Annotated in this window: 16 protein-coding genes and 3 pseudogenes; 3 read left to right on the top strand and 16 right to left on the bottom strand. The window is 59.5% G+C overall.

Going from position 1 to position 23,740, the window contains the following annotated elements; genetic code table 11:
• Positions 1-29 precede the first annotated feature (29 nt).
• From JNB85_RS07705 to JNB85_RS30590, 4 genes and pseudogenes are all read right to left on the bottom strand, one after another.
• Positions 30-281: a LysR family transcriptional regulator gene (locus JNB85_RS07705; RefSeq protein ID WP_220334375.1), complete on the bottom strand. Its 252-nt coding sequence runs from the start codon at positions 279-281 to the stop codon at positions 30-32.
• Between the two features lie 468 nt (positions 282-749).
• Entirely contained in the window at positions 750-1,193 is a 444-nt protein-coding gene (locus JNB85_RS07700; protein WP_220333767.1) for a hypothetical protein, read from the bottom strand.
• Between the two features lie 9 nt (positions 1,194-1,202).
• A pseudogene (locus JNB85_RS30595) lies at positions 1,203-1,550 on the bottom strand (hypothetical protein).
• Between the two features lie 53 nt (positions 1,551-1,603).
• Positions 1,604-2,059 carry a hypothetical protein gene (locus JNB85_RS30590; protein WP_223216445.1) on the bottom strand — a complete coding sequence of 152 codons (456 nt, stop codon included), beginning with the start codon at positions 2,057-2,059 and terminating at the stop codon, positions 1,604-1,606.
• 305 nt (positions 2,060-2,364) lie between these two features.
• Between JNB85_RS30590 and JNB85_RS07690 the strand changes: the two genes are divergently transcribed.
• Positions 2,365-2,637: a hypothetical protein gene (locus JNB85_RS07690; protein WP_223216444.1), complete on the top strand. Its 273-nt coding sequence runs from the start codon at positions 2,365-2,367 to the stop codon at positions 2,635-2,637.
• Here JNB85_RS07690 and JNB85_RS31210 read toward each other — a convergent pair.
• Together JNB85_RS31210 and JNB85_RS07680 are read right to left on the bottom strand one after the other, a co-directional pair.
• A pseudogene (locus JNB85_RS31210) lies at positions 2,634-2,761 on the bottom strand (DUF1515 family protein); the annotation flags it as partial. The gene JNB85_RS07690 and the pseudogene JNB85_RS31210 sit on opposite strands and share 4 nt — an antisense overlap.
• A 435-nt stretch (positions 2,762-3,196) precedes the next feature.
• Positions 3,197-4,087: a LysR family transcriptional regulator gene (locus tag JNB85_RS07680; protein WP_220333764.1), complete on the bottom strand. Its 891-nt coding sequence runs from the start codon at positions 4,085-4,087 to the stop codon at positions 3,197-3,199.
• A 119-nt stretch (positions 4,088-4,206) separates the two neighbouring features.
• Here JNB85_RS07680 and JNB85_RS07675 point away from each other — a divergent pair, with 119 nt between their 5' ends.
• Complete coding sequence (locus tag JNB85_RS07675; protein WP_220333763.1) at positions 4,207-4,470, top strand: helix-turn-helix transcriptional regulator; 264 nt, start codon at positions 4,207-4,209, stop codon at positions 4,468-4,470.
• Positions 4,471-4,473: 3 nt separating this feature from the next.
• Positions 4,474-4,884 carry a hypothetical protein gene (locus tag JNB85_RS07670; RefSeq protein ID WP_220333762.1) on the top strand — a complete coding sequence of 137 codons (411 nt, stop codon included), beginning with the start codon at positions 4,474-4,476 and terminating at the stop codon, positions 4,882-4,884.
• Between the two features lie 63 nt (positions 4,885-4,947).
• On the opposite strand, the gene JNB85_RS07665 is transcribed toward JNB85_RS07670, so the two are convergent.
• The 10 genes and pseudogenes from JNB85_RS07665 to JNB85_RS07620 all read right to left on the bottom strand — a co-directional run bounded on the left by JNB85_RS07665 (position 4,948) and on the right by JNB85_RS07620 (position 22,219).
• Positions 4,948-5,736: a hypothetical protein gene (locus JNB85_RS07665; RefSeq protein WP_220333761.1), complete on the bottom strand. Its 789-nt coding sequence runs from the start codon at positions 5,734-5,736 to the stop codon at positions 4,948-4,950.
• 113 nt (positions 5,737-5,849) lie between these two features.
• Positions 5,850-7,073: an ATP-binding protein gene (locus tag JNB85_RS07660; protein ID WP_220333760.1), complete on the bottom strand. Its 1,224-nt coding sequence runs from the start codon at positions 7,071-7,073 to the stop codon at positions 5,850-5,852.
• A 293-nt stretch (positions 7,074-7,366) separates the two neighbouring features.
• Entirely contained in the window at positions 7,367-7,678 is a 312-nt protein-coding gene (locus JNB85_RS07655) for a type II toxin-antitoxin system RelE/ParE family toxin (RefSeq protein ID WP_220333759.1), read from the bottom strand.
• A complete protein-coding gene (locus JNB85_RS07650) occupies positions 7,675-7,926 on the bottom strand; it encodes an antitoxin (RefSeq protein ID WP_220333758.1) in 252 nt (83 codons plus the stop codon). The genes JNB85_RS07655 and JNB85_RS07650 overlap by 4 nt, the downstream gene beginning before the upstream one ends.
• 321 nt (positions 7,927-8,247) lie before the next feature.
• Positions 8,248-8,533, bottom strand: a pseudogene (locus tag JNB85_RS07645) (type II toxin-antitoxin system RelE/ParE family toxin).
• Complete coding sequence (locus tag JNB85_RS07640; RefSeq protein WP_220333757.1) at positions 8,533-8,787, bottom strand: type II toxin-antitoxin system ParD family antitoxin; 255 nt, start codon at positions 8,785-8,787, stop codon at positions 8,533-8,535. Before JNB85_RS07640 ends, JNB85_RS07645 begins: the two are co-directional and overlap by 1 nt.
• A 269-nt stretch (positions 8,788-9,056) precedes the next feature.
• Positions 9,057-9,479: a type II toxin-antitoxin system VapC family toxin gene (locus JNB85_RS07635; RefSeq protein WP_220333756.1), complete on the bottom strand. Its 423-nt coding sequence runs from the start codon at positions 9,477-9,479 to the stop codon at positions 9,057-9,059.
• A complete protein-coding gene (locus tag JNB85_RS07630) occupies positions 9,476-9,730 on the bottom strand; it encodes a type II toxin-antitoxin system Phd/YefM family antitoxin (RefSeq protein WP_220333755.1) in 255 nt (84 codons plus the stop codon). The genes JNB85_RS07635 and JNB85_RS07630 overlap by 4 nt, the downstream gene beginning before the upstream one ends.
• A gap of 664 nt (positions 9,731-10,394) precedes the next feature.
• On the bottom strand, positions 10,395-14,186 hold the full coding sequence (locus tag JNB85_RS07625; RefSeq protein ID WP_220333754.1) for a TonB-dependent receptor: 3,792 nt from the start codon (positions 14,184-14,186) through the stop codon (positions 10,395-10,397).
• Positions 14,183-22,219: a DUF7507 domain-containing protein gene (locus tag JNB85_RS07620; RefSeq protein ID WP_220333753.1), complete on the bottom strand. Its 8,037-nt coding sequence runs from the start codon at positions 22,217-22,219 to the stop codon at positions 14,183-14,185. Before JNB85_RS07620 ends, JNB85_RS07625 begins: the two co-directional genes overlap by 4 nt.
• Positions 22,220-23,740 lie beyond the last annotated feature (1,521 nt).

Raw genomic sequence — 23,740 nt, 5'->3', positions numbered from 1 at the left:
GTGGATTCCCAACCAGGAAGGGTCTCCTTCTACGGCGTAAACTCATAAGATTGCTTGGCGAGACGGTGCCGATCGCAATCCTGCGCGCCGACCTCCCACCAACTGAGCGGGCGATCTCCCTTGATAGAGACCTCACTCAGGATCCTGACCGACCGCTCATAGAACGCCGCCCCTGCCCTTGTCAGTTCCACCCGCCGGGTGGAGCGGATGAAGAGCTGCACACCGAGTTCCTTCTCCAATGCCAGGATCGCATCTGACAGGCCAGACTGGGTGATACTCACCTTGGCTGCGGCCCTGCCGAATGCAGCTCCTTGGCCACCGCAACGAAATAGCATAGCTGGCGCAGTTCAATGTCACCTCTGGAGAGAGCGCGATAATGGGCTTCCGCACGTGAGACCGGCGGACTCGAGACGGATTTCAGGTCCAGAAAGACGAGGTTGCTCTAGCTAAATCGCCAGCCAGTTGGACATTTCGAGGGCTGATCTGCAGATCTTGCTCCGCCGAGCCGCACTACTGTTGCGAGGCCTCTTTCTTGAAACGGGTTACCAGGTAATTCCTAGCTAACATAGGTGGACCGCACGCCCGGCCTTAGTGGGTAAAGGCTTCAATTCCCGGCCGCACATTCCAAGCATAGACTGTAGCATAGAAGGAAAATTCCGGCCTGGTTCCAGATTCCGGAAAAGTCTGACCGCCGCCACGACCGCGTCGACGGTTCAAATGAAGGTTTTTCGCGACAATTTCCTCCGAAGTTACTGCTGGGGAAGAATGATTTTCTGTTCGGTGGTGCTCTTGACGGGCTTCTGTCCAGGTACATGCGACATCGTGCGCGTCGAGCTCTGCAGTGAATCCCCGTCGGTGCTCGTCTTCGTCCTCGATTTGCTGAACGTGCCCTGGTCGACCGCCTGGGCCTTGGTCTGAGCCTTCAAGTTTTCGCCGTTGTCGTTGATATGCGTCTTGCTCGTTGCCTTGCCGTCGACCGTCGCAGCGCTTCCAGCAGAGCCGATAGACGAGGTCGTTCCGTCATCGGTCTTACAGGTACCTGCAGTTCCGACAGAGCTTGCAGACGTGCCACCCGCAGCGGCGCTTCCTCCCGTGCCGACGGTGCCGGCAGCTGTACATTCCTGTGCCGAGACAATGGCTGGTGCTGACAAGAGCGCGAAGGTTATCGCGCCGATAAGTTTGATCTCCTTCATTGGTCTCTCCTATTTCTTGGGCTTGGTGATGGAGCAGGTGCCATCGGAGCGCTTTGTGATGACGGTTCCGTCCGGTCGCGTGATGCTAGCCATCGAGGAACTGTCGATGCTTCCCGAGCCTGCCGAGGAGCTCGATGCCGACGACGAAGACGCCGTTGATGATCCGGTTCCGGTCGCCGTCGATGATGTAACCTTGCCGTTTCCTGCCGTCACTGTGGTGGACATGTCGCCAGAAGCAGACTTCCCCTCGATCACGGTGCAGGTCGATCCATCATCAAGTTAAATCTCCTCTGCCCCCGCTTGCGCTGCAAGAAGAAGAGCCGCCCCATATATGAGTGCTTTCGTAGCGTTGGACATTGTTTGATCTCCGGATGAAAATGGCCGACGTCTTGAAACGCCGGCCGTAACGGTTAACAGGACTGCGTCGAGCCGTTCTTCTTCACCTGTCCGGGCGCACAGCCCTTTTTCCCGTTGTTCTCATGAGAAGAGCCTGCCTGGCTTGCGCCGGTTCCCACTGTGCTACTGCTCTTCCCGCCTCCTGCCGATGACCCCCCGGTACCCACAGACGAGGCCGAGCCTGCATCACCGGAACCAGCCGCCGAACCGCCTGTTCCGACCGTGCTGCTGGAGGTGCCGCCACCTGCTGAAGAACCACCGGTGCCAACGGTCGACGCGCTGCCAGACGGACAGTTGGTCGCGCCTGCGGTGCAATCGCCCCCGGCGGAGCTTCCACCAGTACCAACGGTGCTGCTCGAAGTTCCGCCGCCCGCTGATGAACCTCCTGTACCGACCGTGCTGGATGACTGGGCGAATGCCGTGCTTGCGAGAAGGGCAGCCGCGAACGCGATGCTGGTTGCCTTGAACATGGGAAATTTCCTCCATCGATTGTTGGACCAGACCGGCCGACGCGACCTGCTGTCAAACCAACGACTGGTTGCGTTGACCGTTCCCGCCACGGACTTCAGTCGGAGGCGCCCGGGACCATGGTCCGATGGCGAGGCCGTGCAATCGAAAGTAGAATTTGCGGAAGCCCTGCAATGCCAACATAGAGCGAGGCGATTTATGCAGAGAGGAGCGGGCAAGCGATTTTATGAGCAGCGAGGGCTTCGGTCTTCCGGCTGCTCAGTCCGCGCGTCTAGGCCGAAGAATGAGGGTCGGCGCCAGCATCAAAATGACATACGAGCCCAAATATAAATGGCGGGAAACGTGGCCCGGAGAAGGCCGCCAAGATTTCACCGGCTACGATGGCGATGACATCGTCGGTCGCATCCGACTGGACACGACAACGTCAGACAAGATCGGCTTGTGGCGCTGGAACGGCGGCTTCGCCTCCTGGATTCGCGAGCGCATCATGCCTCAGCAGGGATGGGAAGAAAACCCGCGCGAGGCATCGCGACGTGCCGAGGAACATCACGACAGGCTGAAGGCCCTGCATGGGCGTTAGATGCCCCCACTCAATGCCACTGCTAGCGCCCAAGAATAACATGCCGAGTCGGCGAAGGTCACGCCGATTGCATTCCACCGATGCCGACCACGCCAAGCGCACCAAGCCCCATGTGCTTCCATCTCCATGAGGTTTGTCATATCGACGCGATGTAGGCGCCGATTCCTCCTGACGAGGATGAAGATCGGTAGGCGCTGGCTCGATTCCAAGGCGAGAGTAATCCTGCGGATCGTTCTTCGATTCCTCGCTTCTTAAGAGGCCAACGCTGGTCGCTCCACGCTCCATCCCCGCTTGCACGCATACCCATCGCTCGATCCGACAGGATCGACTGACAAACAATGAAGCATATCGGAGCGTTCAGCGACCGCACCACAGCTACGGGAAAGCGGGAATTCGCGTCATACGAGGGCGCGAAGAAGGGCAGCCGCAGGAGCGGCGGGGTGGCCGACGCGGGACCGACTGCCCCGCGACCGAGTGTTCCGCTTCCCCCGGTCGACGTCGCCCCTGGTGGCGCGCCCGATGACAGACGTCCGGCCCTCTCTCCTGCCCTCTCCTCCCCTCACCTTCCCGGCCGCACCAGCGATCGCGCGATATCGATGATGTCGTCACGGCCGGCGGTCGGATCCTCCCTGTTCCACGCGACACCGAGCCCGATCTTGAAATCGACGCCCCTCACCTTCTTAAGCTCAAACCCGCGGTTCGGCAGATCCTGCGTCCATTCCGGCACGAAGCCGATGCCAAGGCCGGCCGAGACCAGCGACACCAGTGAGAAGGTGTCGTCACAGGTGTAGGCGACATTGTCGGTCAGATCGTGCTCCTCGAACTTTTCGGCGAAATAGCGCTCGCTGTAGGAGAGGTTCTGGCGGGAAAAGGAGATGATCTTCTCCGAGCGCAGATCCTCGAGATCGATCTCGCTCTTGCAAGACAGCGGGCTCTCCTTGGCCACCGCCAGCAGATAGCGCTCATGGGCAATCGAGAAGAAGCGCAAGGAGCCGATATTCTCCACCGGCCTGATGAAGCCGAGATTGATGCGGCCTGCCTCGATATGGCGGATGATGTCATCGGTGGTGCCGCTTTCGATATGCATGCGGATATCGGGATATTTGCGGCCAATGCGCGACAGGAAGGACGGCAGCACGCCGATGGTGGCCGGATAGACGGTACCGATCGCAATCTTCCGCGCCGACCTCCCGGCAACCGAGCGGGCGATCTCCCTCGACAGGTCGACTTCACTCAGGATCCGCACCGACCGCTCATAGAACACCGCCCCTGCCCTTGTCAGTTCCACCCGCCGGGTCGAGCGGATGAACAGCTGCACGCCGAGTTCCTTCTCCAGTGCCAGGATCGCATCTGACAGGCCAGGCTGGGTAATGCTCACCTTGGCTGCGGCTCTGCCGAAATGCAGCTCCTCTGCCACCGCAACGAAGTAGGATAGCTGGCGTAGTTCCATACGTTCGACCCACCCTGCCCTTGCGGACAGTTCCATAGCGACGCAGGTGCTGCGGCGATCTAATAATATGTCGGATATATCCCATGGATTAATGCAATGCAAGATGGTGGCCATGGGCTATGGACACTCGCGCGCGCATAGCTTGGAATCTGCGAAACCTTCGCTCCCTGCGGAACATCACCCAGGAGAATCTTGCTGTCGATGCTCAGGTGGACCGAACCGTTATCAGTGATCTGGAAAGGGGAAAGCACAACGCTTCGGTCGATCTGCTGGATAGACTAGCCCTCGCTCTGGCTGCGGATATCTCTGAATTTTTCTGCGAGCCTCTCACCGACGATCTGCCGAAACCAATGCGAGCGGGACGAAAGCCGAAGCAGGTATGAAACGTGACGGCTGGCGTCCGACTGATCATAACAGTCGTGCTTTTGATGGGAATAGAACCACCGACCCCGTCATTCGACATGCGGCTGCAGTTAAACCAACTCGAACTGCCGACGCATGGTCGAGGGGCCTTGGCGACCGGCGAAGCAGTGGCTCGATGCGGCAGCGTTCAAATGTTATCAAACTTAATCCTCGACAAACGCATGGTTCGTGGAATCAATCAACGGCTTGATCAGGTAGTCGAAAAACGTTCGGTCGCCGGTGCTGATAAATACCTCCACAGGCATCCCCGGATGAAGATCGTCCTTGCCAACGCCTGTCGACAAAAATCGACGGACACCGAGACTGGTGAGGCCAATGTACTTTCGCGAATAATAGATTCATTGATTAAATCCGGCACCGAAGCGGTCCCGTAGAGATAGAGATCGGTTATTTCTTTTGATGTTGGCGAGGACATGCCATCTCTCCTTCGTTAAAGTTTACTCAGGCGGTTTCCAATTTTGGATACAGTTTGGCGCATAGAAATAGCCTGATGATATGAGATATTGATCGTTATCTAGCCACGGATGGTGGTACTTGATCAGATCGCCCGCACGTCCGCTGATCGCATCGAGAAAAGAGGCGGGCAGATAGGCGTCTCCCGGCACCGTGAGAGGGTCTGCCAATGTGTATTCGGTTCGAATCCCTGCATTTGCGGTTCCTCGCTCATGAAGAACGGCAAAGAGCTCATCGGTTTGAACGCGGCGCCACCGCCAAATCTCTAGACGAGCCGTGCAAACTCCGGCGTAGTTGAGGCTCAGACGGATACCGAATGCGGCCCAGATCACTCCAAAAAACAGGAAAACCAAAACCAAAATTTTGCGGTGGGGAAGGGATCCAAATTTCACGCTGGTCACCCGCAGTTTGAAGAGGCACTGCCAAGCGAACCGTGCCCTTGATAGATATGCTACACGGCGTTTTTCGTTACAATGGGTTGCAATAAGAACTAACTTGTTATTAATATCTAAACTAGAGGTTGCGATTTCAATTTCAAGTAATTTTTCCTTGGTTCGCAATCTACGCGCGGCGACTTTTTCTACTGTCGGGTAAATCCAGAGGAGCCGAAAAGTGGTGCTATCCAGTCGCTTGGTTTCTGGATTGCCGGCGCGGGGCCAGGCCAACAGCTCGTCGATCTGGCTGTTCGGGCGGCCATTGACGATCTTGATGATCCAGTCGGGGAGCGGTCGCCTCCTTGATGGGAGCAGAATGTTCGATCTGAGGTCCGTCAAGGCCACCAGCCTTTCTGCAGTTGAACGGATTCGAACCTAAGGCCAATTTGTTATCGAAACCCTCGAAGTTTCAAAAATGCTCGAGTCTGGAGACTGAGCGAAATTCTCACGCGCTAACGCCACAATGCCGATATTGGAACAGCGGACAAACGTTCCCCGAAAGGGATCACTCTGTCATGGTCGTACAAGACGATACCCGAAACAAACTTTTCTCCGGATGCTTCGGCCAAAATTCGCAACCCCGAAAAATCGGAATTCGAGACGGTTGCTGCCGCTTTTATCTCAATACCGACGATCCGCCCTCTTCTATCTTCGATGACGATATCGACTTCGTTCTGCTGCTTGTCCCGAAAGTGCGAAAACTCGAAGCGGGTTTGCCCACCGCTGGCGAGTTTGAGGATCTCCCCAAAAACGAAAGTCTCCAGTAACGCCCCGAACTGGCCCCTGTCGTCGCGGAGGCGCTCAAGAGACAGGTCGCGAAGGGATGCGAGAAGACCAGAATCGAGGAAATGTATTTTCGGCGTCTTGGTCAGGCGTTTCAGTTTGTTGGAAAACCAAGGTTGCACGGTTCGAGCGAGGAACAGGCTCTCGAAGATTCCGACATATTTTTGCGTCGTGATGTGGTTCATCCCGATGGCAGCCCCGATCCCGGAATAGTTCACGAGCTGGCCCGAATGCTCTGCCAGAATGCGTAGCAGTCGCGGCATTTGAGCAATCTGCTCGATTTGCGCGATATCGCGAACGTCGCGTTGAACGATCGCCTGAATGTAATCCGCATACCAGTCCTGTCTGCGGCTCAAGGTTTTGCGGCCCAAAGCCTCGGGATATCCACCGGCCAGAACCGCAGCCATCAGGTCGTCTCCGACGATTGGTTCTCCGGCCTTTGCTTCGTTTTGAAAGGCGTCACGCAGGAAGCTGCTGCCGGCCCTTCTGATCTCGCTTTGCGCAAGCGGCAGCAATCGAACGACCTCCATGCGCCCTGCGAGCGAGTCTGCCACGCGTGGCAGCGTCATAAGATTGGCTGAACCGGTCAGGAGGAAACGCCCTGGGCGCTGGTCGGTGTCCACACTCTCCTTGATCGCCAACAACAGCTCGGGAGCGCGCTGAATTTCATCGATAATGGCGCGGTCAACACCCCTTACAAAGCCAACTGGATCCTGTCGCGCTGCCTCCAGGGTCGTCCCATTGTCCAGCGTGTAATACTCCATCCCCTCGTTGGCCATCTTCCTGGCCAACGTCGTTTTGCCTGATTGTCGGGGACCTACGATCAGAACGACTCGCGTGTCTGACATGGCGTCGGCAACGCGTTGCTCAACGAGCCTTGGATACAGCGCCATAGCTTCATTCCATTGGTGACCGTTTGAAACTACGGCGATGACCAATTGAAAGTCAACTCTTGACCAATTGAAATTCACGTGGCGGCCAATTGAAACAACAAACCAAAAGTCGGTGGCATGCTAGATAGCAGTATGAGGTAGGCGAGAGGCCATCGCATTCCCAAGCCCACCAGCTTTTAACAACGGAAATAATGCAGCTCTTGAAGGGATCAGAACTTGCGACCCCCTTTTTGACCGCGCGATAACAATGATTTATCGGTCTTGCGGTCAGGAATCTCGCCTCCGTCCAAACATCATTCGTTCAGACGATCAACCAAACGCTTCATGAGATCCATTCGTTCATGAAGAATCGCCACGATGAGGGCGGGCGCATCCTCTCGAGGCAGAGAAAAGACGTAGTGATGTTGGCATCGCGCCATTCGTAAAGCCGGATAAAGCGCGCTCATATCCTTGAAAGGACCTTTGCCCTCGGCAAGGTTTGCGATACCTCGCTCCAAAGCCGAGACGTAGCGGCGCACCTGGGCGGCACTCCATTGCGCACGTGTGTAGCGGATTACCGAACGTAGATCCGATTCCGCCTCCGCGGTAAGAATGTAGGCCGTCAAGCACGACCCTCGGCAATCTCCTCGTCGAGGATCTCACCTACGGTTTTGGTCGACAGTTTTCCGGTGAGCCCCTCATTGACGCGCGTGTTCATCAACGTCTTCAACTCCTCCCAGGCTCGTTCTCCATCTGTGTCACCGGGAAAGAGGCGCTCAAGTGCATACTGCTTGATTGTCTTGCCCTGCAAAGCGGCCAGCGCCTTTAGGCTTTGATGTTGTTGGTCCGTTATGTCGATCGTCAATCGGCTCATCTAACGTGCTCCTGAACTGAGAAAGCCCACATTAACACATATGTGGGTATGTGGCCAGCGCCGCGACATCCGATGTCGCGTGGAGGGGATCTGCTATTTCGAAGAAGACGTCGATCCGCCCTATCTACCTCTGCTCGAGCAAAACCCCAGACCGGTCACTAGACGTGTGCGTGCAGTTGATGGGGATCGAACAGCAGATCCCGCAAATAAAAGCATGGATAATGGCGATTTAGGGAATGCCAGATGATGTGGACACGCGTCACACTCCCAGCCTTAAATGCCCATCATGCGACTGTGCTTGTTCATTCACTGGGCGAGCGCCTAAACGGGATCGCCCGCCCAGTCTTCATGCCCATGCCGTATTCGGATCACGAAAATTGCTCCGTTTTCCTCGATCCGGTAGACAATGAGATGGGCTTTGAACGGATGAATTCTAACTGGCGGCGAAATCTCTTCTCGCTCACGCGCCATTCGCGGCAATGAGATCAAGCACCGCAAACAGTTCATCATGATACCGCCTAGCCTGTGCGGAACCGAACATGCGCACACCTTGTTCGGCGATTGTAATGATATCCTCTTCCGCTTCGACTGAAAGGCTAAAGCGCATTACCTGCTGCCGCGCGTCGTTTCCCCACGCGCGACTGCCGCGGCAAAAAGTTCGTCCTTCGACCGGCTACCAACACCACTTTTAAGACCGTCATCAACGAAGCGTTGCATGGCGGCAATCTTATCACTGCGAACTTGGTCCCTCCGGATCAGGTCGCGCACATAGTCGCTGGCATTGGAATATCGCCCGGTCTTTGCTTGCGCCTCGACCCAATCTTTCATCGGGTCCGGAAGAGATACGTTCATCGTAGCCATTCGAGTCTCCATAGGACGAGAAGATTAGCCGAACTTGGCAAAGTTTGTCAAATCGCTCTCCCGGGTTCGAAGCGCACCTCGACTAGGTTCATTCTCAACATCGCACATCGCCGCGATAAGGCGCTCTCGCTGGCGTGGAACGCCGATCTTCAAATGGCCGCCTTGAATGGAAACTAACCTTCGACCCTTACGATCCTGGCAAAGTTGCTGAGGCGATCCCCGGAGTTTCCGAAAAAGGCATCCGTTCGCGAGTGCCCACGCGTCCACCATCATTCGCACCATGGATCGACGACGATCACTCCGGTACCATCGAAATCTCGGACATTCCGTGTGACCACAGTTAAACCATGAACCAGCGCGGTCGCCGCTATCAAGGCATCGGCTTCGTTGCGGCGATCTGGAATATGTAAGTGGGCACAACGCGTTGCTATCGCGTCATCAATTGGAAGAATTCGCTCCGCGAACTCCGGGCGGACACGACTATCCATCCATGCCCGCAGGCGAGAGCCTTGGGAAGCGTCTCGACGTTGGATACCTAATATCCCGCGCTCAAGTTCCAGAATCGTAATCGCGGATATGAATAAGTCGCTGGAGCCTTGAGCACCGACCCACTTCATCACATTCGGATCAGCTTTACCGTCTCCGACTTTCCGCAGCTCGGAGATGACGTTTGTATCCAGCAGATACTTCAAGACAGATCGATTCCGCGAGGTGCAATTTCGGCTCGAGGTGGATCGAAATCGATGGTTGACAAACCGGGCATTGAAAGAGCTTCGACCAGATTGCGGGGCTTGCCGGTCAGGCGCTCGAACTCGCTATAGGTCATCAACACATGGGACGGCTTCCCGCGATCTGTGATAACTACAGGTCCTTTATTGGCAGCCTTCTTTGCCCTACTCACGTCGTGGTTCAACTCCCGGCTAGATAAACTTGTAACGCTCATAGCAGCCTCCATGTAGGAACATGCCTACATATAGGCTACGGTTTGCTGCGAGGCAATGCCCGGCCTATGAGAGCAGAAGCTGAGGCAAGTTGCCTTCAGGCGACAGTTGAAAAGATTTGAACCGGCGACCATCACGAAACAAGTCGCGGCTCCCACGAAATCAACGAGTGGAGGCATAACCTTAATTTATCGAACCGGGCCTTCCGCAGCTGGGGCGCGAGGCAAGAACAACCGTAGTTCAGGCGTTGTGTGCTAACTCTGGTACGCTATTCTGGGCAGTGGTTGATGCAAAGACTGAGGATTCGTCCGCGCTGCCGAAATCACGATGCGGGCATTGTTAACGAGGACGTCGATCTTGTCCACCTGTGAGACCACGTCAACGAGAGGCGGGGATTGTCCGCGGACCTTCACATGGTTGGTTTCGTCAACGAAATAAGGCTTCTCTCCGCGAACGCAAAGCTGAATTCCGGCGACGCAGCGAGCATGATCGCAATGCTGTGAGCGGTGGAGCGAAGATTGCCCGAGCGCGGTGTCTGCCGTTGCGAAAGACGTGCTTGTGGCTCGAGCCCCGGCACGTTCAGGCATTTTCATCCGTCATCGCCATCACGACCTTAGACAGAACTCAAAGCAATCCCTTCCCGCCGCAAACGGGAAGGGATTGGGCTCAGAACTTTCCGACGGCATTGAGGAAGACACCCCTGTCGTTGAGCGACAGATCGCGCAGATCATCGGAGAAATTGCCAAAGTTGTAGCCGACGCCGACCTTAAAGTTGTCGCCGACGTGGCGGTAGACGGCAGCGAGTGTTCCGTAGTCGGTCGTTTCCGCCTCCGGCATGTACATGACGCGGCCCTCCAGAAGGATATCCCAGCTCTTGATGACGTGCAGGTCGGCGCGGATGATGCCGAGATGAGCGGATGACTTCTGCCACTCGTCCTCGAAGCTCGAACCGCCGTCATTGGTGCGGTAGCGGACTTCGCCGAGGCGAACGCCGTATTTGCCGCCGATCGTCAGCCACGGCATCAGATCGTAATTCGCGTCGATCGAAAGGATGTGGCTGCGCTGTGCCGGCGCGAACTCATCGCCGGTGGCGCCGCTGATCAGCTGATTATTGCCCGGCATGTCGTAGAGCCAGGTATATTTGAAAAGCGCGTTGAGGCGGTCATTGTCGACCGGTCTGTAGGCAAACCCGACGGATGCCTCGACGTAATCGGTGTCGGCAAAGAACGTCTCCGACCCTCGGCTGTCGGAAAGCACGGTATCGAAGTGGGTGATCAGCCGCCAGTCGGGGTCGGTCTTCCAGGAAAGGCCACCGGCGAACAGATAAGTGTTCTGATCGCGGGTGTGCTCGTCGGAGCGCTCGACGCGCACCTCACCGCGCACGCGGCCATTGATGCCTCTCTCCTCATCCTTATAGCTGAGCGCGAGCGACGGTGCGTAACGATCGAAGTCCTCATACTGGGCGCTGGTGACGGGATTGACGGTATCGTCACGGACCTGGCCGACATCGAGGCCGCCGTCAATGGTCCACAGTGCGTCGGGCGTATAGACGACGCCGTAGGTCTGAGTGAGCGAATTGCGCTCGCCGAACATGTCGTAATTGCTCTCGCTATAGGCTGACAGCAACTCGCTCATCTTGCGGCGCGTGCCGAAAACGACCGTTCCTTTGTCGTCGCCGATCAACTCACGAGTATTGTAGAGATCAAAGGCACGATCGGGATCGAGCTTATAGCCGAGATAGGAGTGGCTGTCGGCGTTCGGGTCATAGGTGACGCCTGCAAGCCCTCCCACGCCGTGGGTACCGTAGGAGGCCTCGCCTTCCAATCCGATCGTGTCGGTGAGCCGGTATTGCGCACCTACACCTGCCCGGTCGTTGCGATCGATGTCGCCGGCGCGGTCCAGGGTCCCTTGCGCGAAGGCATAAACGAGCCGGTCTTCGTCGATCCGGTAATCAAGCCGCACGCCCGTATCCAGGCGTGAACCGTCATATCCGGATTTTCCGGCCTGAATGGCAAGCGGCGACATCAGATCGGTATAGGTGAGGCCGAGCGACAGTTTCCAATGCTGATCGAATGCGTAACTGACGCTGCCCGAACCATCGCGGCGCACCTGGCCACGATCGTCGCTCAGGTCGTCATAGGTCAGCTTCAGCGCAGTCTGCTTGGTGAGATCGAGATCGGCATGTGCTCCCCAGATGCGCTGGTTGACTGACACATCGTCAAAAGGAGTCGAGAACCCCGCCTCCTTCCTCTCGTAATATCCGCCGATCTTGCCTTCTGTTCCGGCTCCGAGCTCCTCGAGATCGGCCTGGCCCTCGATCCGATAAGCCGATCCCTCGTCGTCGTTCGGATCTCCATAGTAGTAGGGTTCGTCGGAACCCCAGGTAAGCCCGCCGTCAGACGATTGAGATAAATCGAAACCCCGCCCTTTCGAGTGGGCGACCTCAGCCTTGAGATATGTGTTTTCGGAGTGCCTGACCGTGATATCGGCACCATAGGCTTTCTGCTCGGCCAGTTCCGTGCTGTCGTTCGTGCCTGTGACGCCGACGCGCACCTTGTCGTTAATCCACTGCTGAGCGCGACCGCCGTAAACATAACCATCGATATCGCCGGCAACCGGCTCGAACTCGTACTGCACCGTGAGATAGATCTTGCCGCCGCCGAGCGCGCTGTTGCGTACCGGATCGCTGGTGCCGGTCATGGAGGAGACCGATCGACGAAGGATGATGACACCCTGCATGTAGTCGAAGGTGTAATCGTCGCCATAAACGAGCGAACGGCGCTCGATGACCCTGCCCGTCACCGGATCACGCACTTCGACGCGCACCGTCTCGGACCCTTCGACGATGTCCTGCCGCTTCAGGAAATAGGCCGAGCCCCCGGTACCCAGGAACTCCTCGCGCTGCGGCAGCGTGTCAGGCTGAGCGGCATAAGCCGCGGCCTCGGTGCGGCGCTCACCGAAGGAGGTCGTCTCCTGCGAGCGGTAGACGCCCGATGCACCATACAGCGCCCGGTCCGACGGCAGGAACTCCGTGCCAGTAATCTGCGTCTTGTAATTGCCCCACATCACATGACTGTCGCCACGCTCCAGGCGCACATAGAACTTACCCTTGGTCGGCGCATCCTCGACGAAAGTGGAGTCGTCGCCATAGACCGGATAGTAGTCGTCCGGGTCGAGGCGGCGCAGGATCTGCCGCGGATCCTGACCGTCCAGATTGCGGAAAAGTTCATTGATATCGTCTTCGCCGGTGTCGCCAGCCGCCGTCAGCAGATATTTGCCCTTGATCTTGCCCTTCAGATAAAAGGCGAGCCTGCCCTTGGAATAGACCTTGTCGTATTCACCGGGGCGGACGTCTTCGATATGGGCGTCGCCGGTACGCTTGCCGACGGTAAGATCGGCGAGTGCTACGTAAAACCAGTCATTGTCCGGGATATTGACGTCGCGCTTGAACGACAGCCCGCCTGCTTTCGATGCTCCCTTGACGGCCACGCCGACCGAATGATCGCCCGGCGGCAGGATGCGCTGCACGACGAAGCTCTGTTTTGGATCGACAGGGATGGTTTCGTTGAAGACCTGAACCGCGTAACCGGGCGGCACATGCTCGCCGCGCACGGTCACTGCTCCGCCGGCAACGGGAATGTTTCTGATTGCGGTACGGTCCTCTCCCATGCCGGGTGCCACCGCCTTTGACTGTTGAGGGTCCGGTTTCAGGTCGCGATTGGTACGGGCGATCGTCAACGGCACCGTCTCGTCGAAGCGGCCCTTGTCGTCGTAGACGCGCAGCACGTAGGCGAATTCCGATTGCTCAGCCTCCGGCATGATCCAGCCGGCTTCGCCGTTGACGGCCACCGGCACGGTGGCAACGGGCTTTTGCCCGTCCCTGCTCTTGCGATCAAAGATGCGGATCTCTGCTCGTTCGATGAAGGCCGGATAGTTGGACGTGGCCAGGAAGCGCACCTCCTCGCCCGGCTTGTAGGTGCGCTTGATGGGCACCGTCGAGACATTGAGCAACGTGCCCGCCTCCAAGCCATCGAACTTGACCTGAATGTCGACGGCGGAAAGATCGATATCCGTCTGGCGCTGTCGGTCGACCGGCCGGACCAGCTTTGGCTCGCCGGGGAGCTTTTCGCCCCGAACTGGCTTGGGGGAGGATGATCGTTCACTGCCGGCGCCTGAGCTCTTGGTCGCCTCAGCGTCGGCACTCTTGTCAACCGTCTCGCCATCGACGCTGATCATGAAAGGAATGGCCGGCTTGTCGGCCGGTGTTTCCATTTCGGTGTTGGCCCCGACCGGCAGCGATCGGACGGTGCTGTCGGCTGCAATCCTGCCGCCTTTGCCAGCTTCCTGAGCAGCCGCATCAGGCAGGGCTGCCATCAGCCCCGCGATCGCCGTGCCTGTCAGCAGCATCAGACGCAACTTGCCCGCGGCAAACCTCGTGTTCGTCACAACGCTCTTCATTGTCCCGCCTCCACACGTGTTTCAATTTCCAGGGGGTAGGATCGTTTGCGTTGTCGCCATCTCTCCGCGATCAGCTCCTTGATGTGTTGGACACGAGCCTCCGGCAGCTCCGGATCGTTGGCGTGATCGAGGTAGGTCAGCCTCAACACCGACTGCTCTTGCGCCAGCACGTCGATAAGCTGCTCGATACCCTCAGCCCAGCGCTGATCGAGCTCCACATCATTCGGCTGGAAGGCGTCGTCGCTGAGGTCGAGGCGCACCACGCGCCCGATGGAGGCGCCGAAGTCGAGTTCCGTCATCTTGCCGGCGGTGAGCCGCACGACACGCGGGTTTTCCGTCGTCACGCGATATCCCGTCGGCAGCGTCCGGGTATCGAGCTTCATGATGAAGTTCGTTCCGATCCGCGCGTCCGGCAGGTCGGCGCAGGCCACATGGAAGCGGCCATACTCGTCCGTGGTGATCAACCAACCCTTGACAGTGGCGACCCGGACGCCGGGCAGCCCCGGTTCGCCCTGGTCCTGATAGCCATTGCGGTTTTTGTCGTCGAAGACCTTGCCGATGATGTCGCCGCAATCGAAGACCGGCTCGACGATGATTTCGACGACAGCGCGGGCCTGACTGGAAATCCGGTTACCCGCCGGATCTTCCGCATGGGCGAGATTGACATGCTTGCCTGGTCCTGCGGTGCTCAAGGCGAGCAGCCTCAGTCTGATCTCGACCACGGATCTGCCGTCGACCGAGATATCCGGAAAGCGTATCTGCCGGCCCGCGACCTGCGGCGTCACCTTGACGCCGTCGACCGTTGCCGTGCCCTCCACGAAGCGGAATCCGGCCGGCATCGTGTCGACGACGGTGAGCCCCGTTACCCGCGCGCTGGTGTTATTCGAAACGCGGATGGTGAAGGGCGCCTGCTCGCCGCGGCGGATGAACCGCAGGTCGGCGACTTTGGTAACGGTGATGTCGCTCGGCTCCACGGCCGGCAGGGAGATGATGGATTTCGATTCGTCCGAGGACACATCGCCGGAATTTGTCCGGCCTGCCGCGGTCGCCGAATTGTCGATACCATCGGGAACACCTGCTCCGTTGGCTATGTCTTGCTCGGTCAGAGTGTAGGTGGCCGAGAAAGCCGCCTGCTCTCCTGGAGCGAGCGTGACCGGCTCCGGCGAGAATCTGGAGAGCGTTCCGCCGGCGGGGCGTCCATTGAAGGTCGGCCCCGCATCCACCGGCCAGACATTCGTGACCGTCTGCCCGCCGTCATTGGTAACGGTGAAGGTGTAGATCAGCGTGTCGCCTGGGCTTGCATGTCCGTTGCCGTCGACATCTTTGAACTGCCCGCTTTTCAGGAGCCTGAGGCTGGCCGGCTGCGGGGGCACCGTCACGGTGTCCGGCGGGCTGTCGATCGGCGGACCGGAGGGCGGCGTGCCGGTACCGGTCGCCGTGTTCTCCACCTGGCCGGCATCGATCTCCGCCTGCGTCGGCTGATAGATCGCCGTGAAGGTTGCTGTCCCGCCGGGACCGAGGGTCTGTGGTCCGGGGGTCACCGACACCCCTGCGTTTTGAAGCAGCGGATCGTTGACGGTGACGTTGGTGAGAGTTACCGCGCCGGTGTTCCTGACCACGAAGCTGTAGGTGATCGTTTCTCCCGGATCGAGCAGACCATCGCCGTCGGCATCGTTCAGCGTGCCGGTCTTGTCGATCGTCAATCCGGACGCCTGATCAGGCGGAACCGTCACGGTATCCGGCGGGCTGTCGACGGGCGGGCCTGACGGCGGTGTACCCGTACCGGTCGCCGTGTTCTCGACACGACCCGCGTCGATGTCGGCCTGGGTCGGCGTATAGGTCGCGGTGAAGGTGACGCTGCCGCCGGGCGCCAGCGTTTGCGGGCCAGGGGTCACCGCCACCCCGGCGTTTTGAAGCAGCGGATCTTTGACGGTGACGTTGGTGAGCGTCAGCGCGCCGGTGTTCCTGACCACGAAGCTGTAGGTGATCGTTTCTCCCGGATCGAGCAAGCCGTCACCGTCGGCGTCGTTCAGCGTGCCGGTCTTGTCGATCGTCATCCCTGTCGCCTGATCCGGCGGCACCACGACCGTGTCGGGCGGGCTGTCGATCGGCGGGCCTGACGGTGGCGTGCCGGTGCCGGTCGCCGTGTTCGACACCCGCCCGGCATCGATGTCGGCCTGCGTCGGCGTATACGTCGCGGTGAAGGTGACACTGCCGCCAGGACCGAGGGTCTGTGGTCCGGGCGTGACCGCAATCCCGGCATTCTGAAGCAGCGGGTCGTTGACCGTTACGCCGGTCAGCGTCACAGCGCCGGTGTTGCGTACCAGGAAGGAGTAGCTGATCGTCTCGCCGAGATCGATGAGCCCATCGCCATCGGCATCGTTAAGCGTGCCGGTCTTGTCGATCGTCAGTCCAGGCGTCTGATCGGGCGGCACCACGACCGTGTCGGGCGGGCTGTCGATTGGCGGGCCGGAGGGTGGCGTGCCGGTACCGGCTGCCGTGTTCTCGACACGACCCGCATCGATATCGGCCTGGGTCGGCGTATAGGTCGCGGTGAAGGTGACACTGCCGCCGGGGCCGAGCGTCTGTGGTCCGGGCGTGACCGCAATCCCGGCATTCTGAAGCAGCGGATCGTTGACCGTCACGCCGGTCAGCGTCACAGCGCCGGTGTTGCGCACCAGGAACGAGTAGCTGATCGTCTCGCCGAGATCGATAAGCCCGTCGCCATCGGAATCATTGAGCGTACCGGTCTTGTCGATCGTTAGTCCGGGCGTCTGATCGGGCGGCACGACGACCGTGTCGGGCGGGCTGTCAATCGGCGGGCCTGATGGTGGCGTGCCGGTGCCGGTCGCCGTGTTCGACACCTGCCCAGCATCGATATCGGCCTGGGTCGGCGTATAGGTTGCCGTAAACGTCGCCGTTCCGCCGGGCGCCAAAATCTGTGGGCCTGGGGACACGGAGATCCCGGCATTGGCGAGCAGCGGGTCATTGACCGTCACGCCGGTCAGCGTCACCGCGCCGGTGTTCTGGACTCGGAACGAGTAGCTGATCGTCTCGCCGAGATCGATGAGCCCGTCGCCATCGGCGTCATTCAGCGTGCCGATCTTGTCGATCGTCAGTCCGGGCGTCTGGTCAGGCGGCACCACGACCGTATCGGGCGGGCTGTCGATCGGCGGACCGGAGGGCGGCGTGCCGGTGCCGGTCGCCGTGTTCGACACCTGACCCGCATCGATATCGGCCTGCGTCGGCGTATAGGTCGCCGTGAACGTCGCCGTTCCGCCGGGCGCCAGCGTCTGCGGACCTGGGGACACGGAGATACCGGCATTGGTGAGCAGCGGATCGTCGACCGTCACGCCGGTCATCGTCACCGCGCCGGTGTTGCGCACCAGGAACGAGTAGCTGATCGTCTCGCCGAGATCGATGAGCCCGTCGCCATCGGAATCGTTCAGCGTGCCGGTCTTGTCGATCGTCAGCCCAGGCGTCTGGTCAGGCGGCACTACGACCGTGTCCGGCGGGCTGTCGATCGGCGGGCCTGACGGCGGCGTGCCGGTGCCGGTCGCCGTGTTCGACACCTGACCCGCATCGATATCGGCCTGGGTCGGCGTGTAGGTCGCCGTGAAGGTGAAGGTCGCACCCGGCGCCAGCGTCTGCGGCCCCTGATCGAGCGCAATACCGGCATTCTGGAGCAGCGGGTCGTTGACCGTCACGCCGCTCAGGGTCACCGCGCCGGTGTTGCGCACCAGGAACGAGTAGCTGATTGTCTCGCCGAGATCGATGAGACCGTCGCCGTCGGCATCGTTGAGCGTGCCGGTCTTGTCGATCGTCATCCCTGTCGCCTGATCCGGCGGCACGACGACCGTGTCCGGCGGGCTGTCAATCGGCGGGCCTGACGGCGGCGTGCCGGTGCCGGTCGCCGTATTCTCGACGCGACCCGCATCGATATCGGCCTGCGTCGGCGTGTAGGTCGCGGTAAAGGTGAAGCTCGCACCCGGCGCCAGCGTCTGAGGCCCCTGATCCAAGGCGACGCCGGCGTTCTGAAGTAGAGGATCGTTCACGGTCACGTTGGTCAGCGTCACCGAACCGGTGTTGCGCACCAGGAACGAGTAGCTGATCGTCTCGCCGAGATCGATAAGCCCGTCACCATCGGCATCGTTCAGCGTGCCGGTCTTGTCGATGGTAAGGGCCGTCGCCTGGTCAGGCGGCACCACCACGGTGTCGGGCGGGCTGTCGATCGGCGGACCTGACGGCGGAGTGCCGGTGCCGGTCGCGGTGTTCTCGACGCGACCCGCGTCGATATCGGCCTGCGTCGGCGTATAGGTCGCCGTGAACGTCGCGGTTCCGCCAGGCGCCAGCGTCTGTGGTCCAGGGGACACGGACACACCAGCGTTCTGAAGCAGCGGGTCGTTGACCGTCACGCCGGTCATTGTCACCGCGCCGGTGTTGCGCACCAGGAACGAGTAGCTGATCGTCTCGCCGAGATCGATAAGGCCATCGCCATCGCCATCGTTCAGCGTCCCGGTCTTGTCGATCGTCAGTCCAGGCGTCTGATCGGGCGGCACCACGACCGTGTCGGGCGGGCTGTCGATCGGCGGGCCTGACGGTGGCGTGCCGGTACCGGTTGCCGTGTTCTCGACACGACCCGCATCGATATCGGCCTGCGTCGGCGTATAGGTCGCGGTGAAGGTGACACTGCCGCCGGGGCCGAGCGTCTGTGGTCCGGGCGTGACTGCAATACCTGCATTGGCAAGCAGCGGGTCGTTGACCGTCACGCCGGTCATCGTCACCGCGCCGGTGTTGTGCACCAGGAACGAGTAGCTGATCGTCTCGCCGAGATCGATAAGCCCGTCGCCATCGGAATCATTGAGCGTACCGGTCTTGTCGATCGTCAGTCCGGGCGTCTGATCGGGCGGCACGACGACCGTGTCGGGCGGGCTGTCAATCGGCGGGCCTGATGGTGGCGTGCCGGTGCCGGTCGCCGTGTTCGACACCTGCCCAGCATCGATATCGGCCTGGGTCGGCGTATAGGTTGCCGTAAACGTCGCCGTTCCGCCGGGCGCCAAAATCTGTGGGCCTGGGGACACGGAGATCCCGGCATTGGCGAGCAGCGGGTCATTGACCGTCACGCCGGTCAGCGTCACCGCGCCGGTGTTCTGGACCCGGAACGAGTAGCTGATCGTCTCGCCGAGATCGATGAGACCGTCGCCATCGGCGTCATTCAGCGTGCCGATCTTGTCGATCGTCAGTCCGGGCGTCTGGTCAGGCGGCACCACGACCGTATCGGGCGGGCTGTCGATCGGAGGACCGGAGGGCGGCGTGCCGGTGCCGGTCGCCGTGTTCGAGACCTGTCCGGCATCGATATCGGCCTGCGTCGGCGTATAGGTCGCCGTGAAGGTAACCGTTCCGCCTGGCGCCAGCGTCTGCGGACCTGGGGACACGGAGATACCGGCATTGGTGAGCAGCGGATCGTCGACCGTCACGCCGGTCAGCGTCACATTGCCGGTGTTCTCAACCCGGAAGGAGTAGCTGATCGTCTCGCCCGGATCGATGAGCCCGTCGCCATCGACATCGTTAAGCGTGCCGGTCTTGTCGATCGTCAGCTGGGGGTTCTGGTCGTCGTTGACGATCGTGCAGATCGCGTTCTGGCCGTTTGCCAGCGTCAGCGCGTTGCCTTCCACCGCCGCGCCGCCATCGACCGCGCAGCTGTAGGGGCGACCGACATAGCCGGCCACCGCATCTTCGCCGAGGGTGTAGGTGCCGGCCGGGATCGATGCATTGGTGATCGCCGTGTCGCCCATCGGGCCTTCGACGACATTGGTGAGCGGAGCCTGGCCTATGGCGCGTAGCGTGAAGTCCGCCACCGTCGCCGTGCCGCCATTGTCGTTCACCACCTCCTTGCGCAGCGTGATCTTCGGCTGGCAGATCGCGGGCGTGTTGATCTGCGCCATGAAGGCTTGGGCGCCCGGTCCCGACTTCACTTGAACGATGACTTCGTTGAACCCGGTCCGCCAGTTGTTACGCAGGGAGCCGGCAGCTCCGCCCGCAGCAGTAAAGCCGGCATAGAAATACGGGTCTGTCCCGTAGTTTGATCGAATGCCCTGGGCCTGACCATTCACCCAGACCTGATAAACGGAATTGTCCGCATAGAAGGTCATCTGCAGGTCGAGGCTCGACGGATCGACCGCCGAATCCAGATTAAACTGGTATCGATAGAAGATGTCGTAGTTGCCCGTTTGCACCGGATGCAAAGTATTGGCGGAGTGGGAAATCCAGTTCGCATTGCCGAAGGGCGACTTGATGTAACTGGCTGGTGGATTGGCGGCAACCGTCGCACGGCCCCAAGTCAGGCCGGCGGGCGGCGCGCCGGTCACAGCGGTGCGCGTCAACGCCACTTCCCAGTAGTCGTCCGTGCCGCTCGTCTTCATGCCGCTTGCGCCGTTATAGGCGGTGTTGAAATAGGCACCTGACGTCGAGCAGGAAACGGTGGGCGGGGAAACCGGCGTATAGGGCGGCGTCGGCGTCGTCACCGAGCACTGCGCACAATCCGGCGGCACGTCGCCGCCGCTCACCATATTGCGGATTTGCGTAATACCGAGTGGAATGGGCGCGGCGACCGTCAGGTCGACCTCCACGACTGCCTGCCCGCCCACCGGAACCTGCGGCACCGTGAGCAGAACGGTCGATGAACCCGCGACCGGACCGCTGAACCCGTTGGCGCCGCTCACCCGCGTCATGGTCGCGCCGTTCGGAATGTTTTCGATGAACTCGAAATTGTCGAAAGCCGGGCCGCCGGTATGGGTGACCGTCACCCGATAGGTCAGCACCTCGCCAGGTTCGGCGACGTTGTTGGCCGTGATGCTTTCGCCGATCAGTTCTTTCTTGACGCTTACCTTCGGGTCGCCTTCGACCGTCAGCGTCGCGCTGCCGGGCGGCGTCACCCCGATTGCAGTCGTTATATTGGATGCGTCGTTGGTATATGTGCCCGCAGTTACCGATGTTACCGGAATGGTTGCTGTGCAGGCCGCCATACCGGAGGTGAGGTTGCCGGAAACGGTGATCGTGCCTCCCCCAGCGGGCGCGTTAACCACACCTGCGGGGCAGGTCGTAGTCGCGGCGCCTGACGCCACCGTCAGGTTGGCGGGAAGGGCATCAGTGAACGACCAGCCGTTCTTCGCCCCGCGCTCACTCGTATTGGTAATCGTGAAGGTTAGCGTGGATGTGCCGCCACTCGAAATGGTGGTCGGCGAAAATGACTTGTCGAGCTGCGGCGTTGCATCGAGAACCCTGATGTTGTCGAAGGCGTGGTCATTGCCGGTTCCGCTGCCGTTATTGTTGACCATGCGGATGCCGAACGAGGCACCGCTGATCAGCACCGCGCCGTTAGACGTGTAAGTCCCCGTGGTAATTGTCGTCGCAGACGCGCCGCCGAGCGCTGGCGGCGTTTGTGTCGTCCCACTGGAGCAACCGTTGATCTGGGTGCCTGCCGGGGTAGCGGTACCGGACTCGTTTACGAGTGAGAATTGCAGCTGCGGTGGAGATACCTGGCAATTGACCGCCGCGACATCCACACTGAAGGTCAGAAAACGATTGCTAGTCGGGAACGCAATATTCGTCGCCGTCTGGAACTCGACGAGGCCGGCACCGGGATTGCCTGCGGTCATCGCCGAAACCGCAAAATTGCCCTGTGCAGCAGCCTGCGTCTGGCCTGCATGAAGTCCGAGCGCCCACGAAAGACGCTGCACCGTATTCCAGGTCGCTGTATTCGTGCATTCCGTGGCGCCGGCCGGGCCGGCGGCGGTCGTCGACTGATTGGCAGACGCGATCCAGCCATTGCAGTTCGTGAGCCAGTTCGGACTTGCCGAATATGTCTGGCCGGAAGTGCTGCTGTAGGCGTTCAGCTTTACGATCGGGGTGGGGCCTGGCCGGTTCTGGAAGTTATCCGAATAGATCGCAACGGGAGCCTGCGGAACGCCAGGTGTTCCGGGATCTGCCGATGCATCGAACGGAAGCGCGGCACTGCCGATGAGCGCCAGCATCAACAAACCGAGAGTCGGGAGCCTCCTTGGTTGCGCCGCGCTAGGCTCGCTCGAAAGCCGCTCCCTTCGGCTTCCACCTTTTGCTCCTGCCGCGAATAATCGATGTGTTCGAGTTTCAGCCCATTGCGTTAAACGTGCGCGCCCCTGACCATATGCGATCTCCGCGATGTTGTGCGAATGGCGCACGACGTCGCGCAGCGAAATTGAATTCCGCATGCAAATTCCCCTCGAAACAGCGCCGAGGTCGAGCACCTACACGTGGCGACTTACTTGTTCCCACTCCGCCGCACGTGAATCACCTGACCAAACAGCATCGGACCCACAGGAGCGCACAAGTCAGAGTTGCTCGTCTTTCAAGAAGCACCTGTCCTTTTGCAGAATCGTCAGATGTGAGGAGAAAAAATTCCGAGCGCTGCTGCCTGGGGTTGACAGGTAATCGCCCTAGTTGGGCTTCTCTTTCGTAAGAGACCGTGAAAATCGCCGCGTCGAAACGAAACGCGCCCCAAATGCGAAATCTTCCTGGACCTGCCCGAACCGGAGCAGCGAAAGAATGTGCAAGCGGCCGGTCGGGTCACGTCCCGAGATATGCGCGGAACTCTTCAGACCGGTTCGCTCGATCCGCGTGGGACGCGGTCGCAGGCGGCCAAAGGCAGGCCGTCACGACGTTTCCGCTTCCGACCTTTACATGACCGTCTGCCGCGCAGGGCCCGCCTGCGAATCGTGCGCAAAAGGCCTGAGGCGCGAAACGGATCAATCGATCGAGTCACGTCGCGGGAAATCGAACAGCTTGTTCAATTTGATCTGATGGAGAAGCTTATTCTGGCAAGTAGGACAGAGATTAACCGTGCCGTTGAAAAGGGATTTTCCGCTATGCCTGGTTATCGAGACAGTCAAAGATTTCCACACATCTGTCGGCACATCCGAACGCTTTTCTCCGCATCCGTCGCAGATCCAGGTTTGTACTCTCTCCATTGCCGCATCCCTGTAAAATTTAGGGTATTTTTAGTCCAGCGGCCAACGTCAAACAGTCTTTTTCGCATTCGCGATGGTTGTATGCGTCCGCGTTACGATAAGCGTTTAGGTAGAGCCAACACGCAACAGTCTTAACACCGTTTGCATGGCTGTAAAATTTGGATTTTGTAAATGGTTAACTCTACTGTTTCTCCGGGACACGGTTGTCGATTTGATAATTATCAAAAAAGGTCAGAATGCGTCACAGAATATATTCGTGGCAGATAGCGGCGGCATCAGTTCTTTTTGCGCTGAAACCCTCCAGGCGAAAGAATAGACCTTGATTTTTTAATCATTCTAATTGAGTGGAGTTATATATGGTGTAATTTGGTCGCATCCGCATATAAATGGCGGGATACACACCAGAAATCGCAACCTATGCTGTTTCCACCGTTGATTTTTACATGTTTTACTGGTGATCGGGGATGTGGCGAGTAATGTGATCTTGATCCGGGGAAATCGTCAGGATGCAGCATTGTCGTGAGAGTTGGGGGGGGCAGAACCGAGGGG

Source organism: Rhizobium mesosinicum, assembly GCF_019511345.1.
Taxonomy (GTDB): domain Bacteria; phylum Pseudomonadota; class Alphaproteobacteria; order Rhizobiales; family Rhizobiaceae; genus Rhizobium; species Rhizobium mesosinicum.
The sequence above is the reverse complement of the archived record's forward strand: the minus strand, read 5'-3'. Positions and strand labels throughout refer to the sequence as shown.

Bases quoted from the DNA above. Each gene is read 5' to 3' on its own strand.
- JNB85_RS07700 (WP_220333767.1), bottom strand. From the start codon at position 1,193: ATGAAGGAGATCAAACTTATCGGCGCGATAACCTTCGCGCTCTTGTCA.
- JNB85_RS30590 (WP_223216445.1), bottom strand. From the start codon at position 2,059: ATGTTCAAGGCAACCAGCATCGCGTTCGCGGCTGCCCTTCTCGCAAGC.
- JNB85_RS07690 (WP_223216444.1), top strand. From the start codon at position 2,365: ATGACATACGAGCCCAAATATAAATGGCGGGAAACGTGGCCCGGAGAA.
- JNB85_RS07680 (WP_220333764.1), bottom strand. From the start codon at position 4,087: ATGGAACTACGCCAGCTATCCTACTTCGTTGCGGTGGCAGAGGAGCTG.
- JNB85_RS07675 (WP_220333763.1), top strand. From the start codon at position 4,207: ATGGACACTCGCGCGCGCATAGCTTGGAATCTGCGAAACCTTCGCTCC.
- JNB85_RS07660 (WP_220333760.1), bottom strand. From the start codon at position 7,073: ATGGCGCTGTATCCAAGGCTCGTTGAGCAACGCGTTGCCGACGCCATG.
- JNB85_RS07650 (WP_220333758.1), bottom strand. From the start codon at position 7,926: ATGAGCCGATTGACGATCGACATAACGGACCAACAACATCAAAGCCTA.
- JNB85_RS07640 (WP_220333757.1), bottom strand. From the start codon at position 8,787: ATGGCTACGATGAACGTATCTCTTCCGGACCCGATGAAAGATTGGGTC.
- JNB85_RS07630 (WP_220333755.1), bottom strand. From the start codon at position 9,730: ATGAGCGTTACAAGTTTATCTAGCCGGGAGTTGAACCACGACGTGAGT.
- JNB85_RS07625 (WP_220333754.1), bottom strand. From the start codon at position 14,186: ATGAAGAGCGTTGTGACGAACACGAGGTTTGCCGCGGGCAAGTTGCGT.
- JNB85_RS07620 (WP_220333753.1), bottom strand. From the start codon at position 22,219: ATGCTGGCGCTCATCGGCAGTGCCGCGCTTCCGTTCGATGCATCGGCA.